General features: G+C 69.0%; 13 protein-coding genes. 2 read left to right on the top strand and 11 right to left on the bottom strand.

The window, feature by feature from the left end:
- From mraZ to R1Z03_RS00400, 6 genes are all read right to left on the bottom strand, one after another.
- Positions 1-429, bottom strand: coding sequence for a division/cell wall cluster transcriptional repressor MraZ (gene mraZ, locus R1Z03_RS00425; RefSeq protein WP_272569587.1), 429 nt, complete (start codon positions 427-429; stop codon positions 1-3).
- Between the two features lie 298 nt (positions 430-727).
- On the bottom strand, positions 728-2059 hold the full coding sequence (gene hslU, locus R1Z03_RS00420) for an ATP-dependent protease ATPase subunit HslU (protein WP_284429476.1): 1332 nt from the start codon (positions 2057-2059) through the stop codon (positions 728-730).
- A gap of 82 nt (positions 2060-2141) precedes the next feature.
- Positions 2142-2687: an ATP-dependent protease subunit HslV gene (gene hslV, locus R1Z03_RS00415; RefSeq protein ID WP_272567200.1), complete on the bottom strand. Its 546-nt coding sequence runs from the start codon at positions 2685-2687 to the stop codon at positions 2142-2144.
- A 110-nt stretch (positions 2688-2797) separates the two neighbouring features.
- On the bottom strand, positions 2798-4522 hold the full coding sequence (locus R1Z03_RS00410) for an STAS domain-containing protein (protein ID WP_317356096.1): 1725 nt from the start codon (positions 4520-4522) through the stop codon (positions 2798-2800).
- 55 nt (positions 4523-4577) lie between these two features.
- Positions 4578-5315, bottom strand: a complete 738-nt coding sequence (gene dksA / locus R1Z03_RS00405) for an RNA polymerase-binding protein DksA (protein ID WP_272567197.1) — start codon at positions 5313-5315, stop codon at positions 4578-4580.
- A 175-nt stretch (positions 5316-5490) separates the two neighbouring features.
- Positions 5491-6561: a GTP-binding protein gene (locus tag R1Z03_RS00400; RefSeq protein WP_317356095.1), complete on the bottom strand. Its 1071-nt coding sequence runs from the start codon at positions 6559-6561 to the stop codon at positions 5491-5493.
- Between the two features lie 208 nt (positions 6562-6769).
- Between R1Z03_RS00400 and R1Z03_RS00395 the strand changes: the two genes are divergently transcribed.
- The gene (locus R1Z03_RS00395; RefSeq protein ID WP_317356094.1) at positions 6770-8074 is read left to right on the top strand and encodes a diguanylate cyclase domain-containing protein; all 1305 of its coding nucleotides are present in this window, start codon (positions 6770-6772) and stop codon (positions 8072-8074) included.
- Positions 8075-8084: 10 nt separating this feature from the next.
- On the opposite strand, the gene R1Z03_RS00390 is transcribed toward R1Z03_RS00395, so the two are convergent.
- The gene (locus tag R1Z03_RS00390) at positions 8085-9266 is read right to left on the bottom strand and encodes a class I SAM-dependent rRNA methyltransferase (RefSeq protein WP_284429480.1); all 1182 of its coding nucleotides are present in this window, start codon (positions 9264-9266) and stop codon (positions 8085-8087) included.
- 217 nt (positions 9267-9483) lie between these two features.
- Here R1Z03_RS00390 and R1Z03_RS00385 point away from each other — a divergent pair, with 217 nt between their 5' ends.
- Complete coding sequence (locus R1Z03_RS00385) at positions 9484-11088, top strand: methyl-accepting chemotaxis protein (protein WP_317356093.1); 1605 nt, start codon at positions 9484-9486, stop codon at positions 11086-11088.
- Between the two features lie 55 nt (positions 11089-11143).
- Here R1Z03_RS00385 and R1Z03_RS00380 read toward each other — a convergent pair whose 3' ends face one another.
- The 4 genes from R1Z03_RS00380 to R1Z03_RS00365 all read right to left on the bottom strand — a co-directional run bounded on the left by R1Z03_RS00380 (position 11144) and on the right by R1Z03_RS00365 (position 14875).
- Entirely contained in the window at positions 11144-12151 is a 1008-nt protein-coding gene (locus R1Z03_RS00380) for a tyrosine-type recombinase/integrase (protein WP_284429482.1), read from the bottom strand.
- 67 nt (positions 12152-12218) lie between these two features.
- On the bottom strand, positions 12219-12914 hold the full coding sequence (locus tag R1Z03_RS00375) for a DUF484 family protein (RefSeq protein ID WP_317356092.1): 696 nt from the start codon (positions 12912-12914) through the stop codon (positions 12219-12221).
- The gene (gene dapF, locus R1Z03_RS00370; protein WP_317356091.1) at positions 12911-13789 is read right to left on the bottom strand and encodes a diaminopimelate epimerase; all 879 of its coding nucleotides are present in this window, start codon (positions 13787-13789) and stop codon (positions 12911-12913) included. The genes R1Z03_RS00375 and dapF overlap by 4 nt, the downstream gene beginning before the upstream one ends.
- Positions 13790-13939: 150 nt before the next feature.
- A complete protein-coding gene (locus R1Z03_RS00365) occupies positions 13940-14875 on the bottom strand; it encodes an ROK family protein (protein WP_317356090.1) in 936 nt (311 codons plus the stop codon).
- Positions 14876-14932 lie beyond the last annotated feature (57 nt).

Here is a 14932-nt window from a genome sequence, read left to right as displayed (position 1 = left end):
TCAGAAAGAAAAATCCTGGAAAGCGGCCGGCATCTCGGCCTGCATGGCAACAGCCTCCTGCGCCTCGTAGGTGGCCTTGTCCCACAGCTCGAAGTGGTTGCCCATGCCGAGCAGCATCGTGTCCTTGGTGATGCCGGCGGCCTGCCGCAGTTCGGGCGAGACCAGCACGCGGCCGGTGCCATCCATGTCCACGTCCATCGCGTTGCCCAGGAAGATGCGCTTCCACCACTGGGCGGACATGGGCAGCTCGGCAATGCGTTCGCGGAATTTTTCCCATTCGGGGCGGGGAAACACCATGAGGCAGCCGTGCGGATGCTTGGTGATGGTGAGCTGGCTGTTGGCGGTCGCCGCGAGGACGTCACGATGCCGGGTAGGCACGGAAAGCCTTCCCTTCGCATCCAGACTCAGCGATGACGCCCCTTGAAACACGGAATCGAACCCCAGCTCGTTGTCGCGCCTGCGCATCCGGAATGGACGCACGAGGGCACTTTTCACCACTTAATTGCACTTTTTTGCACTGTAGCAGGAAAAAAATACCGAGCCCCGCCAGGTGCAACAAAGTTTTGCAATGAAATCAACGACTTAGCACCGACAGTGCCAGTGGAGAACGCCCAAAATGCTTTACTGAATAAGCACTTAGCCCAGGCTATGCAAGTGATACCTGAAGGCTATCGGGCAACCTGGAATCCGGGCAAGAATCCAGGGGCCCGCAACGCGCCGGAATCTTTTACAAGATATAGCGCGACAAATCCTCGTCCTGGCTCAAGGACTCGAGCCGCGCGTTCACGTACGCGGCATCCACCACCACCGTCTGGCCGGACAAACGGGCGGCATCGAAGCTCACTTCGTCCAGCAGCCGCTCCATCACCGTGGACAGCCGGCGCGCGCCGATGTTCTCGGTGCGCTCGTTCACCTCGAAGGCGATGTGCGCCAGGCGCGTGATGCCCTCGGGCGCGAATTCGAGCGTAACGCCTTCGGTGGCCAGCAGGGCCTGGTACTGCTTGACCAGCGAGGCATGCGTCTGCGTGAGGATGGCTTCGAAATCCTGCACGGACAGCGATTCGAGTTCGACGCGGATCGGAAAGCGCCCCTGCAGCTCGGGGATCAGGTCGCTCGGCTTGCTCAGGTGGAAAGCGCCCGAGGCGATGAACAGGATGTGGTCCGTCTTGACCATGCCGTACTTGGTGGACACGGTGGTGCCCTCCACCAGCGGCAGCAGGTCGCGCTGCACGCCCTGGCGCGAGATGTCCGAGCCGCTCGATTCCTGGCGGGTGGCCACCTTGTCGATCTCGTCGATGAAGACGATGCCGTTCTGCTCGGCGTTCTGCACGGCGCGGGTCTTCACCTCGTCCTCGTTCACGAGCTTGGCGGCCTCCTCGTCGGTGAGCAGCTTGAGCGCCTCGGCGATCTTGAGCTTGCGCGTGCGGCGCTTTTCCTGGCCCATCTGGCTGAACATGCCGCGCAGCTGCTCGGCCATCTCTTCCATGCCCTGCGGGCCCATGATCTCCAGCTGCGGCCGGGCGTCGGCCACGTCGATCTCGATTTCCTTGTCGTCCAGCTGGCCCTCGCGCAGCTTCTTGCGGAACACCTGCCGGGCGGTGCTGTCGGCCGGCGGCGCAGCCTCGGCCGCCGCATGGCCCCGCGCGGGCGGCACCAGCACGTCGAGGATGCGGTCCTCGGCCGCGTCTTCGGCGCGGGCGCGGCCCTTTTTCATGTCGCTCTCGCGCGCCTGCTTGACGGCCATCTCGACCAGGTCGCGGACGATGGAGTCCACGTCCTTGCCCACATAGCCCACCTCGGTGAACTTGGTGGCCTCGACCTTGATGAAGGGCGCATCGGCCAGCCGGGCCAGGCGGCGCGCGATCTCGGTCTTGCCCACGCCGGTGGGGCCGATCATGAGGATGTTCTTGGGGGTGATCTCGTGGCGCAGGCTGCCTTCCACCTGCTGGCGGCGCCAGCGGTTGCGCAGCGCGATGGCAACGGCGCGCTTGGCGCTGGCCTGGCCGACGATGTGGTGGTCGAGTTCGGAGACGATTTCCTGGGGGGTCATGGACGACATGGGGACCTGCAATCAAATCAGCCGTCAGCGCATATTTTTCTAGGGCAGACAGCTATCAAAATAATAGTAACCACCGGGGCGCTCAGAGCGTCTCGATGGTGTGGTTCATGTTGGTGTAGATGCACAGTTCGCCGGCGATCTCCAGCGACTTCTTGACCACTTCCTGCGCGCTGAGCTCGGTGTGGTTCAGTAGCGCCTTGGCCGCCGAGTGCGCATAGGCGCCGCCCGATCCGATGGCCACGATGCCCTGCTCGGGCTCCAGCACGTCGCCGTTGCCAGTGATGATGAGCGAGGCGCTGGTGTCGGCCACCGCCAGCATGGCCTCCAGGCGGCGCAGGACGCGGTCGGTGCGCCAGTCCTTGGTGAGTTCGATGGCCGCGCGCGTCAGGTGGCCCTGGTGCTTTTCCAGCTTGGCCTCGAACCGTTCGAAGAGCGTGAACGCATCGGCCGTGGCCCCGGCGAAGCCCGCCAGGACCTTGCCGTGGTAGAGCTTGCGCACCTTGCGCGCGGTGCCCTTGACCACGATGTTGCCCAGGGTGACCTGGCCGTCGCCGCCAATGGCGACCTGGATGCCGTCCGCCGTCTGGCGGCGGACGCTGAGGATGGTGGTGCCGTGAAACTGTTCCATAGCGTTGGCATGTGGGGATGCCCGCACGGTTTGCAACGCCCCCCGCGAACGGCGTTGCACGGGGCATGAAGAGCGGCCAGCGCGCCCTGCCGGCGCCCTGTGCCCGAGGGTCAGTTCTTGCGCGGAACGACCCAGGCGTGTTCGTTCACGCCGATCACGTTGAAGAACACCGCCACCAGCCGCTGCAGGTTGACGAAGTGGACCGCGTGGCCCTGGGCCTGCTGCTCGGCCGCCCAGTTGAGCACCGAGCCGGCCGCCGCGAAGTCCACCCGCACCAGGCGGTCGCACGCGATGATCAGCGGCGCACCGGGCTTCACCTGCTCCTCGAACGGCGCCAGCAACGGCACCGCGTCGCCTTCGATGTGGCCGGACAGCGAGGCCGAAGGCTCGGCACTCTCCAGGCCCGCCGGCATGGACGAGGGTTCGCCGTAGCCCGAGGCATGCAAATCGGAGGGCGTGGCATCTGCGGGCACCGGGGCGCCGCTGTCGTCGCTGGAATAACTGCACCGCGGCGAGATCCACGATGGCGGCGAGACCTCGTAGGTCACGCAGTAGTCGAGCGCCACGAGTTCGAACTCGTCGGGGCGGCCCATGAGGCGCAGCGCCGCCATGCGCAAGCGCCACCACTCGGGCGACGTGTCCCGGTCTCCAGACTGGGTGCGGGCTTCCAGCACCGTGTTGAGCGCCTCCACGCCGAAGAACGTCAGCTGCACCTCCTGCTCCGCCCACTGCGTGAACAGGTTGGCCAGCAGCGGCACGGCGGCCTCGTCGATGGCGGCCAGGCGCGACCAGGTCAGCGTCCAGGGCGGGGCGGCGCGGGCAAGCGACGCCTGCAGCGCCACCACCGATTGCGCGGCCAGCGTGATCGGCGAGTTCCAGCTGAACTCGCGCTGCGGGAAGCCCGTGGCGGCCGGCGCGGGCTGCGCCTGCAGGCCCAGCAGTTCGGGCATGGAAAACCACAGCGGCGCCGAGCGGCTGAACCGGGCCGCATAGTCGATCGCCAGCGCATCGAAGCGCTCGTGCTCCCCGATGGCGCGGTACAGGTCGAACAGCGTCATCCAGATCTCCAGCTGCTGCTGGGGATCGTCCTGCTCGTGCTGCGCCAGCACTTCGAGCAGGCCGGACTCCGCGCCGGCATGGTCGCCATTGGCAAAACGGATGGCGGCTTCCTCGAGGTCGGGTTCGTGCACGAATTCCTCCGGTTCTGCGGGCGCCACGTCGGGCGCCGGTGGCGGGGCCTGTGCGGCGGCTGCCGGCACCGCCTGCGAAGGCGATGGCGCCGCGCCGGCCCCCTCGGGGGCGCCGGAGGGCAGCAGGCTCTCACCCGAAAACAGCGGCTGCACGGCGGTCGGGGCCGACAGCACGCCAGGCAGGCTGGCGGGCGCCGTGGGCGCGAAGGCCCGGTCGTGGGCCGCGGCAATGGTGGAATCGGTGAGGGCGGTGTCGCCCAGTTCGCTGGGCGTGGGGGTGTTCTTGCTCTTCCACCACTGCTGGGACATCTGCGCTTCGATCTCGTCGATCTTCTTGAGCGTGACGGCCCGGTCATCGGGTGATGCCATGCTGCTCTGGAAGAACGAAGGCCGCGCGGTCGGGTCTTCGGTGCGCTGGCCCTGCAGGGCCTCGCGCTTGCGCAGCTTGCGCAACTGGTCGAACTCCCGGCGCCGCACGAAATCGTTGCGGCGCTTGCGCTCGATCATCTCCTTGAGCATCTGCTTGCTGTACTGGCTTTCGCGGTCGGCGTCGATGGAGTCGAGATCGGTCCAGTTGACCGTGGGGTTGCGGACGAACCGAACCATCTTGGACAACAGGCCGGGGGAAGACTCTTCCTTGCTCATGGATGGTGGTTCAGGTCGCTCGCCGCGCAAAAAAAGGGGAGACAGGATCGGCCGGTCAGTCCCCGAACATCTTTTGCTTGAGTTCGCGGCGCTGCTGCGCTTCCAGCGACAGCGTGGCCGTGGGGCGCGCGAGCAGCCGGCCGACGCCGATGGGCTCGCCCGTCTCGTCGCAGTAGCCGTAGTCGCCCGCATCGATGCGGCCGATGGATTGCTCGATCTTCTTGAGCAGCTTGCGTTCGCGGTCGCGCGTGCGCAGTTCGAGGGCGTGCTCTTCTTCGATGGTGGCGCGGTCGGCGGGATCGGGCACGACCACGGTGTCTTCGCGCAGGTGCTCGGTGGTTTCACCGGCGTTGTTGTGCATGTCCTGCTTGAGCTGCACCAGCTTGTGGCGGAAGAACGCCAGCTGCTTTTCGTTCATGTACTCGCTGTCCGGCATGGCGAGCACTTCGGCGTCGCTCAGCTCTTCGGCGGACTTGGTTTTCCAGTTGCCGGCCAGCTTGGGATCTTTCTTGGCGGCCGCGACGGAATTTTGCGGTTGCAGGGTCGTAGGCATGGTGTGTGTATAGCTGGCTTTGGCGGCGGTGGAGGCCACCGCGGGTGCCATGGATGGTACGGTCAATTGGGCCAAACGGGAAGAAGGCCGGGGACTGCGCGCGGGTTCGCTCGACGGCCCCGCGGAGGCAGGCACCGGCACGGCGGCTTTGGACTTGGCGGGCGCCTTGGCGGCCGCGCGGACGGTGCCGCTGGAGGGTGCCTTGGCATCCGCCTCGGGTTTGCTGGGTTCGGCTTTCACTTCCTGTCTCCTCGCAGTAGGGGCGGGCCCTGAGCACGCGACGCGGCTCCAGGGGCAGTAGCAGGCCTTCCGGCGTTTTACCGGGGCGCGATTGTATCGATCCAGGCCCGGCGCGAACTGGAAAGTGGCAGATATCACACAAGCCGGTGCGGCAAGCCCCAAACGGGGTCCTGTCCTACTCGGCCAGGCACTGTCCCAGGCCTTGGAGAAAGATGTCCTTGGGCAGGTCGATGCCGATGAAGACCATCTTGCTCAGGCGCTGCTCGCCCTCAGCCCACTGCGGGCCCAGATCGCTGCCCATCAACTGGTGCACGCCCTGGAAGATCACCTTGCGCTCGGTGCCCTTCATGTTCAGCACGCCCTTGTAGCGCAGCATGCGCGGGCCGTAGATGTTGACGATGGCGCCCAGGAAGTCCTCCAGCTTGGCGGGGTCGAACGGGCGCTCGGCGCGGTAGACGAAGCTCTTGACGTCATCGTCGTGGTGATGGTGGTGGCCATGTCCCTGGCCGTGCTGATGCGAGGGGTGGTCGCAATGCTCGCCATGCGCGTGGTCGTGATCGTGGTGGTCGTGCCCGTGGTCGTGGTCGTCTTCCTTGAGGAAATCCGGGTCGATGTCGAGCTTGGCGTTCAGGTTGAAGCCGCGCAGGTCCAGCACCTCGGCCAGCGGCACCTCGCCGAAATGCACCGCCTTGATCGGCGCGCGCGGGTTCATGTGCTTGAGGCGGTGGATCAGGGCGTCGGCCTCTTCCTTGCCCACGAGGTCGGTCTTGGACAGGAAGATCTGGTCGGCGAAGCCCACTTGGCGGCGCGCTTCCTGGCGGTCGTTGAGCTGCTGGGGCGCGTGCTTGGCGTCCACCAGGGTGATGATGGAGTCGATGAGGTAGGTCTCGGCGATCTCCTCGTCCATGAAGAAGGTCTGGGCCACGGGGCCGGGGTCGGCCAGGCCCGTGGTCTCGATCACGATGCGGTCGAACTCGAGCAGGCCCTTGCGCTTCTTGGCGGCCAGCAGCTGCAGCGTCTCGCGCAGGTCCTCGCGGATGGTGCAGCAAATGCAGCCGTTGCTCATCTGCACGATCTGCTCCTTGGACTCGGTAACCAGGATGTCGTTGTCGATGTTCTCTTCGCCGAATTCGTTTTCGATCACGGCGATCTTCTGGCCGTGGGCCTCGGACAGCAGGCGCTTGAGCAGCGTGGTCTTGCCCGAGCCCAGGAAGCCGGTCAGGATGGTGGCGGGAATGAGGGACATGGAGAAAAGCCTTGGGTGAAACAGCGGGTGCCGCAACGCGGAAAGAAAGAAAAAGCACGGCGCGCCGGCCTCTGCAGCGCGGCCGCGAAGGCGGCTGCAGGACCATCATCCAGTGTAGCGGCGCTGTCAAGCACCCCCATTGAGCGCAACACCGTCATCGGCCTGCTATACAGTGACTATCGAAGAAGCTTTTTGATACGTTTTGGCCATGGACTACCGCCTGACCGCCACGCTGCTCGATTCACTGGGCATCGCCCTGTGCGTCTTCGACGACCAGCACCGCACCGTGCTGTGGAACCAGAGCTTCCTGCGCTTCTTTCCAGAGCACGACGGTCACGTCCACGCTGGCGAGCCGTACGCGGACAACCTGCGCCGCTTCTACCGCCAGCGCCTGGCCCCGGACGACCTGCGCTACCTGGAGCGCCATGTGGCCGACGGCATCGCGCGGCACGTGCAGCAGACACGCCCCTACGTCTTCCAGCACCGGGGCCGCTGGCTGCGGGTGGCGGCGTCCTCCATGGGCGACGGGCACCGCGTGCGCATCTGGCTGGAACTGGCCGAGGCCAACCTTCGCATGCCCACCCAGGCGCCCGCACCGCCTCCCGCCGACCGGCCGGCCGGCGATGCGCTGCAGATGCTCGAACACGCGGGCGACGGCGCCTCGGTGCAAAGCGGCGACGGGCGCATCGTGTTTGCGAGCGACCACTTCCTTGCCATGTATGGCCTGCCCTCGAAGGTGGCGGCGCTCGGGCGCAGCTACGCCGAGGTGGTGCGCCAGCATTGGGCATCGGCCTGCGCCCCGGACGAATACGCGGCGCGCGCCGAAGACATCGTCGCCGCCCTGCACGACAGCCTGAACTTCGCCGGGGTGCCGTTCGAGGTGCCGCTCCCCGGCGGCCGCTGGGTGCGGGTGGCCATGAACCGCATGGCCGACGGGCAGACCTGCGCCTTCCACACCGACATCAGCACCGACAAGCGGCGCCAGGACGAACTGCGCGCGCTGACGGACCAGTTGCGCGAGGAAAGCCTGCACGATGCACTCACGGGCCTGCAGAACCGGCGCGGGCTGCACTCGATCGTGCAGACGCTGTCCGGCCAGCCCGGGCCGCATGCCCTGCTGTACATCGACCTGGACGGTTTCAAGGCAGTGAACGATGCGGCGGGCCACGGCGCGGGCGACCAGGTGCTGTGTCAGGTGGCGGTGCTGCTGCGCCAGTCGGTGCGCATGGCCGACACGCTGGTGCGCATCGGCGGCGACGAGTTCGTCGTGGTGCTGCAGGCCTGCGAGACGCAGCAGGCGCAGGCCGTGGGGGCGAAGATCGTCCAGGCCATCCACCAGCAGGACTTCGCTGCCGAAGGCGCCCGCTTCCGCGTGGGCGCCAGCGTGGGGGTGCGCGTCTTCTCCAGCCACAGCGACAGCCCCGACGTGGTGCTGCACGATGCCGACGTGGCCTGCTACCGGGCCAAGCACAACGGCCGCGGGCGCGTCGAGGTGTTCGGCGCGGGCGGCTGAGCGCGGCCGGCTATTTGCGCATCACCGCCAGGCCCTTGAGGTATTCGCCCTCGGGAAACTCCAGCGTCATGGGGTGGTCGGGCGCGCCGCCCAGGCGCTCCAGGATGAAGCCGTCCACCCCCGCATCGGCCCCGGCCGAGGCGACGATTTTGTGGAACAGGTCGGCGCTGATGCCGCCCGAGCACGAGAAGGTGTACAGCATGCCGCCCGGCTCCAGCAGCTGCAGCGCCAGGCGGTTGATATCTTTGTAGGCGCGCGCGGCCCGGTCGGCGTGCGCGGCGGTGGGCGCGAACTTCGGCGGGTCCAGCACGATGGCGTCGAAGGTGCGCCCCTCCTTGAGGAACTGCCGCAGCGAGGCGTTCACGTCGGCATCGAGGAAATCCGCACGCCCGGCCTCGAAGCCGTTCAGGGCCACGTGCGCCCGGGCGCGCTCCAGCGCCGGGCCGGACGAATCGATCGAGGTCACGTGCCCCGCCCCGCCCGAGAGCGCCGCGACGGTGAAACCGCCCGTGTAGCAATAGCAGTTGAGCACGCGCTGAAAGCCCAGGCGCTGCGTGGCGTCGGCGAAGCGCTTGCGGCTGTCGCGCTGGTCCAGATAGAAGCCGGTCTTGTGGCCTTCGGCGATGTCCAGCGTCAGGCGCCAGCCGTGCTCGCGGATCGACAGGCCCGTCTCGCCCTCGCCGCGCAGCCAGCCGGTGGCGGGCTCCAGCCCTTCCAGCCCGCGCACGCTGGCATCGGAGCGTTCGTAGAGGCGCGCAAGCCCGGTTTCCTGCAGCAGCGCGTCGGCGATCACGGCCTTCCAGCGCTCGGTGCCGGCGCTGGTGAACTGCGCCACCAGGGTGTCGCCATAGCGGTCCACGATCAGGCCGGGCAGCCCGTCGGACTCGCCATGCACCAGGCGCACCCCATCGCTTTCAATGCCGAATCGGCCTCTGGCGCATATGGAACGCCGGCATGCTGCTATGAAAAAAGAAGCGTCGATGCGCTGGGCTTCGTCGAAGCTCCACACGCGTGCGCGGATGCGCGAGGTCGGGCTGAACGCGGCCCAGGCGAGGAACTGGCCCTCGTGCGACTCCACGCGCACGGTCTCGCCGCTGTCGCCGCCGCCCTTGGCGATGGCCGATTCGAAGATCCAGGGATGGCGGCGCAGCAGGGAGCGCTCTTTGCCGGGTCGAAGGCGTAGGGTTTTCATGCCCGCGATTGTGCGATGCCCGTGCGCCGCCCCGGCGAAAGCCATGGCGCGGGCCCGGTGGCGCGAGGCCGCGCCGGGAGGATGCAAAGCAACATTTGAGCATTGTTGAGAAACATCCGCTCACAGATTCCTACCATCCACCCCATCTCCAGCCCCCTGGCAGGAGACGCACATCCAAACACCAAGCATTCCAACAATTTCAGGGAGAAAACACCACATGCTGCACTTCGGTCCTTTGAAAGTCGCCACCCGCCTGGCCCTGCTCCTGGCCCTCCTGTGCCTGCTCGCCGCCGGCGTCGGCGCCGCCGGCCTGCTGGGCATGGCGGGCTCCAATGCCGCACTCGTGTCGGTCTATCACGACCGTGTCGTGCCGCTCAAGCAGATCAAGATCGTGGCGGACGCCTATGCCGTGAACGTCGTGGACACGGCGCACAAAGTGCGCGACGGCGCCATGACGCCCCGGCAGGGCCTCGACTCGATCGCCAGCGCACGCAAGGACATCGACGCCCAGTGGTCGGCCTACCTGTCCGCCCCGCTGATCGGCGAGGAGCGCCGGCTGGTCGCGCAATTTCGCCCGCTGCAACTGGCCGCCGATGCGGCGGTGGCGCGGCTCGAAGGCCTGCTGCACGCCGGCGACATCCCGGGGCTGACCGCCTTCGCCGCCCGCGAGATGTACCCGGCGCTCGACCCGCTGCAGACGGTGCTGTCGTCCCTCACGCAGGTGCAGCTGGACACGGCGCAGGCCGACTACGAAGCCGCCGAGGTGGCCTTTGCCGACACCCGCCTGGGGATCGTGGTGGCCGTGGCGGCGGGCGTGCTGGCCGCGCTCGGCTTCGGCTACCTCGTGGCGCGCAGCATCCTGCGCGAACTGGGCGCCGAGCCCGCCACCGCCGCCGCCCTGGCGCGCAGCGTGGCCCAGGGCGACCTCACCGTGGCCATCGCCCTCGCCCCCGGCGACGACACCAGCCTGATGGCGCAGCTGCGCCACATGCGCGACCACCTGGCCACCGTGGTGACCGCCATCCACGAGGGCGCCGAGAGCGTCTCGGCCGCTGCCGCGCAGATCGCCCAGGGCAACGGCGACCTGTCGGCGCGCACCGAGGGCCAGGCCGGCGCGCTGCAGCAGACGGCGGCGTCCATGGAGCAGCTGAGCGCCACGGTGCGCCACAACGCCGACAGCGCGCGGCAGGCCGACCAGCTGGCGCAGACCGCGTCCGCCGTGGCCCGCGAGGGCGGCGCGGTGGTGTCGGACGTGATCCAGACCATGCGCGGCATCAACGACAGCAGCCGCCAGATCGCGGACATCATCGGTGTGATCGATGCCATCGCCTTCCAGACCAACATCCTGGCGCTGAACGCCGCCGTGGAAGCGGCCCGCGCCGGCAATCAGGGCCGGGGCTTCGCCGTGGTGGCGGGCGAGGTGCGGCACCTGGCCCAGCGCGCGGCGCAGGCGGCCGGTGAGATCAAGGGCCTCATCACCGCCAGCGTGGAGCGTGTGAACGCGGGCACGGCCCTGGTGGACCGCGCGGGCCACACCATGGGCAGCGTGGTGAGCAGCATCGGCGGCCTGACCGGGCTGGTCGGCGAGATCACCGCCGCCAGCCGCGAGCAGAGCGAGGGCGTGGACCAGATCAACGGCGCCGTGACGCAGATGGACCAGACCACCCAGCACAACGCCGCCATGGTCGAGGAAATGGCCGCGGCCGCCGCCGCCCTGAGCAGCCGGGCCCGCGAACTTCTGGCCTCGGTGGCGGCCTTCAAGCTGCCCCAGCGCCCGGTCCTGGCGGCCCCGCGCATCCCGCGGCGCCTGGTGCGCGGCTGATCCGGCCTTGGCGGCCGGCCGCCGGCCTCCAGGCCCGGCACCAGCGGCCGGCCCCTCAGTCGCTGGACTTTTTTCGGGCCCGTGGATGGGCCGCGTCGTACACCTTGGCCAGGTGCTGGAAATCGAGCCGCGTGTAGACCTGCGTGGTGGTGATGTTGGCGTGGCCGAGCAGCTCCTGCACCGCGCGCAGGTCGCCGCTCGACTGCAGCAGGTGGCTGGCGAACGAGTGGCGCAGCATGTGCGGATGCACGGGCGTGGTCAGCCCCGCCTGCTGGCTGCGCTGGCGCAGGCGCAGCCAGATCGACTGCGCCGTGAGCCGTTGGCCGCGCTGGCCCACGAACAGCGCTGCATCCAGCCGCGCCGACGCCGCGCCGCCGAAGGGCTGCGGGCGCTGCGCCAGCCAGGCCTGCAGCGCGGCCAAGGCGGCCGTACCCACCGGCACGCTGCGGCGCTTGGAGCCCTTGCCGAACACATGCGCCTCGCCGGCCTCCAGGTCGATCCAGCCGCGGCCCTGGCGCTGGGTGTCGGGGCCGGGCACGGCATCCAGCCCCACCAGCTCGCCCACCCGCAGTCCGCAGCCGTAGAGCAGCTCCACCATGGCGGCGTCGCGCGCCTCCAGCCAGGGGTCTCCGCCCGCGTGCTCGAACTCGGCCAGGCGCACCGCGTCGTCCACGGGCAGGGCCTTGGGCAGCGGCTTGGGCGCGCGCGGCGCCCGCACGCCCTGCACGGGGTTGTGCGGCACCAGGCCCTGCTGCCCGGCCCAGGTGAAGAACCCGCGCCATCCCGAGAGGATGAGCGCGATGCCGCGCCCGCTGCGCCCGCCGCCGTGCATCTGCGCGACGAAGCGGCGGATGTGCGCGGTGGTCAACCCGAGCAGCGGCACGCCCGCGCCTTCGGCGAAGCGGGCGAGCTTTTGCAGGTCCAGCGTGTACAGGGCCAGGGTGCGGGCGGCCAGGCGCTTTTCCACGCGCACGTGCTCCAGGTAGCGCAGCACCGCCGGATCGGTGGGCGCGGTGGCGGCCGGTGCCGGCTCGGCATCGGTGGTGGGCACCGGTTCGGTCATGGCAGGCGGCGATGCAGGGGAAATGAAGGGCAGAAGGCGCCGGCGGGCAAGGGGCCGGCGCCGCCGCTCAGCGCAGGCGCGAGAGCGCGCCGCTCGCCAGCTCCGCCATGCGGGCGAGAAAATCCGTGCCCATGGCGGCATCGAAGCGGTGCGGATCGGCCGAGCCCAGCACCAGCAGACCGAAGGCCGGCTCGGTGCTGTCGATCGCGCCTTCGCGCAGCGGCAGCAGGGCCAGCGACTGCACCTGCGATGCATCGGGCAGCCACGCCGTGGGCTCGAACCCCAGGTTGGGCCCGCAGAACGGCATGGTCAGCGACGAAGCGAAGGCCCGTGCATCCTCGCTCGCGCCCTGGGCATAGGCCGCACCGGCATAGGTGGGGGCCACGTCCCACAGGCGCAGCGCGGCCTGGGGCACGTCGAACAGGCGGCGGATGCCCTCCTCCACCACGTGCGGCAGGCTGGAAGGGTTGCGGGCCTCGGCCAGCTCGCGCGTCCAGCGGTGGATCTTGTGGGCGATGGCGGCGTTCTCGTTGCTGTGGCGCACCATTTCCATGATGCGCTGCTCCAGGCCCTTGATCTTCTCGCGCAGCATCTCGGCCTGGCGCTCCTGCAGGCTCACGGCCCGCTGGCCGTGGGGGCTGGTGATCTGCACGCTGGCCAGCACCTCGGCGTGGCGCTCGAAAAAGCCCGGCGTCTGCGCCAGGAACTCGGCGATGTCGTCTTCGGTGATGGGGGGAACCTGGGTGCTGTGGGGAATGGTCATGGTGTGTCGGGAATGTCGATCTGGCCTTCGAAGACGGTGGTGGCGGGACCGGTCATGAAGACCGGGTCCGTGTCGCCGCCGTTCCAGGCGATGGTGAGGAGGCCGCCACGCGTCTGCACGTCCACGCGCGCATCGAGCAGCCCCAGGCGGATGCCCGCCACCACGGCGGCGCAGGCGCCCGTGCCGCAGGCCAGCGTCTCGCCGGCGCCGCGCTCGTACACGCGCAGGCGCACCCGGGTGCGGTCCACGACCTGGAGGTAGCCCGCGTTCACACGCTGCGGAAAGCGCGCATGGCGCTCGATGAGCGGGCCGGTCTGCGCGACGGGCGCGGTGTCCACGTCGTCCACGAGCTGCACCGCGTGCGGATTGCCCATGGAAACAACTGCTACAAAAACAATAGCATCATGCCCTAGTGAATCATGCGCCAGAGGCCATTTTTGCCCCAAACCCTGCATGATGGGGGTGAGGCCCGTGGTGTCGAACGGCACGCGCGCGGGATCGAGCACCGGGCGACCCATGTCCACCGTCACGCGGCCGTCGGGGGTGAGTTCGGGGGCAATGTCGCCAGCGCGGGTGCGCACGCGGATGCGGTCGCGGGTGGTCAGGCCCTTGTCGCGCACGAAGCGGGCGAAGCAGCGCGCGCCGTTGCCGCACTGCTCCACCTCGCCGCCGTCGGCGTTGTGGATGACGTATTCGAAGTCGATGCCCTCGGCGGGCGAGGGACGGACGGTGAGGATCTGGTCGGCGCCCACGCCGAAGTGGCGGTCGCCCAGGAAGCGGTACTGCGCGGCGGTGAGGCCGAGGCGGCCCTGGGTTTCATCGATCACGACGAAATCGTTGCCCGCGCCCTGCATCTTGGTGAAGCGGATGTGCATGGGGCCGGATTATCGTCCCCCCGACCGGGCCGCCATGTAACGGTTCATGCGGTTTGGCCTTCCGCCGGACCACCCGGCGGGAAGCCGCGGACAGTGCGGGAGCACGGCCAGGCGATCCAACGGAGCGAGGCGGTTGAAGGCCGATCCATCTCAGCCGCTTGCTACCGCCAGCGCCGCATAGTCGCCCACCTGCAGGCCCAGGCCGGCCGGCACCAGCCGCACCCCGGCCGTGAGCGCCGGCAGGTGCGCCGACACCTCGGCCTGCAGCGGCGGCAGCAGGTAGTCCTGGTGGTGCAGGAACACGCTGCCCCCGAGGCTGATGCGCTGCAGGTCCAGCGTGGCCACCAGGTTGTAGAGCATGCGGCCGAGCACGCGGCACATGCCCGCGACCGCGGCGTGTGCGGCGGCATCGCCCCGCTTGGCCGCATCGACCAGCTGTTCGGCGTCGTGGCCGAAGCGGCGCGGCATCGAGCTGCCGGCCACGAGCGACTCCACGTCGCCCACGTTGCCGCAGCCGCACAGGGCATCGCCCGGCCCGTCGCTGGAAAAACTGTGGCCCGCATGGCCCGCGTTGCCGTTCTTGCCGCGCAGCACCCGGCCGTCCACGCACAGGCCCACGCCCACGCCGGTGCTCCAGGTCACGTAGGCGCAGTGGTCCAGGCCCTGCAGCGCGCCCCAGCGGCGCTCGGCGAGCAGCGCGGCGACGGCATCGTTCTGCGCATGGACCGTGCCCAGCGCGGCCGCCAGCGGCGCCTGCAGGGGGATCTGCATCCAGTCGTTCGGCGCGTCGCGCCCGGGGCCGGCCAGGCCACCGCAGATGTTGGGGGTGGCCAGTTCCACCTGGCCGTCGCGCAGCGCGAAGGGGCCGCAGGCCGAGACGCCGGTGGCCTGCAATTGCGCGCGGGTGATGCCCGTTTCGGCGCAGGCCTCGTCCACCATGCGCAGGGCCTGCCGGGCCAGGGCGTCGGGTGCGCCGGTCTTGGCGGTGGGCTCGGTGCGGCGCGCCACCAGTTTGGCCAGGCCGGTGCCCGCGGGCGCCAGGGCGACGGCGATCTTCGTGCCGCCGATGTCGATGCATGCTCTCATTACCACCTCGCGTTCGTGCAGGGCCTGGGCCCGGCCGGCCCGCAAGGGCGGCGGCGG

Source organism: Acidovorax sp. BLS4 (assembly GCF_032929295.1).
GTDB lineage: Bacteria > Pseudomonadota > Gammaproteobacteria > Burkholderiales > Burkholderiaceae_C > Paracidovorax.
This window is presented reverse-complemented; position numbering and strand designations above follow the sequence as displayed.

Bases quoted from the DNA above. Each gene is read 5' to 3' on its own strand.
- dapF (WP_317356091.1), bottom strand. From the start codon at position 13,789: ATGCACATCCGCTTCACCAAGATGCAGGGCGCGGGCAACGATTTCGTC.
- R1Z03_RS00365 (WP_317356090.1), bottom strand. From the start codon at position 14,875: ATGAGAGCATGCATCGACATCGGCGGCACGAAGATCGCCGTCGCCCTG.
- R1Z03_RS00395 (WP_317356094.1), top strand. From the start codon at position 6,770: ATGGACTACCGCCTGACCGCCACGCTGCTCGATTCACTGGGCATCGCC.
- R1Z03_RS00410 (WP_317356096.1), bottom strand. From the start codon at position 4,522: ATGAGCAAGGAAGAGTCTTCCCCCGGCCTGTTGTCCAAGATGGTTCGG.
- R1Z03_RS00400 (WP_317356095.1), bottom strand. From the start codon at position 6,561: ATGTCCCTCATTCCCGCCACCATCCTGACCGGCTTCCTGGGCTCGGGC.
- R1Z03_RS00385 (WP_317356093.1), top strand. From the start codon at position 9,484: ATGCTGCACTTCGGTCCTTTGAAAGTCGCCACCCGCCTGGCCCTGCTC.
- R1Z03_RS00390 (WP_284429480.1), bottom strand. From the start codon at position 9,266: ATGAAAACCCTACGCCTTCGACCCGGCAAAGAGCGCTCCCTGCTGCGC.
- hslV (WP_272567200.1), bottom strand. From the start codon at position 2,687: ATGGAACAGTTTCACGGCACCACCATCCTCAGCGTCCGCCGCCAGACG.
- hslU (WP_284429476.1), bottom strand. From the start codon at position 2,059: ATGTCGTCCATGACCCCCCAGGAAATCGTCTCCGAACTCGACCACCAC.
- R1Z03_RS00375 (WP_317356092.1), bottom strand. From the start codon at position 12,914: ATGACCATTCCCCACAGCACCCAGGTTCCCCCCATCACCGAAGACGAC.
- R1Z03_RS00380 (WP_284429482.1), bottom strand. From the start codon at position 12,151: ATGACCGAACCGGTGCCCACCACCGATGCCGAGCCGGCACCGGCCGCC.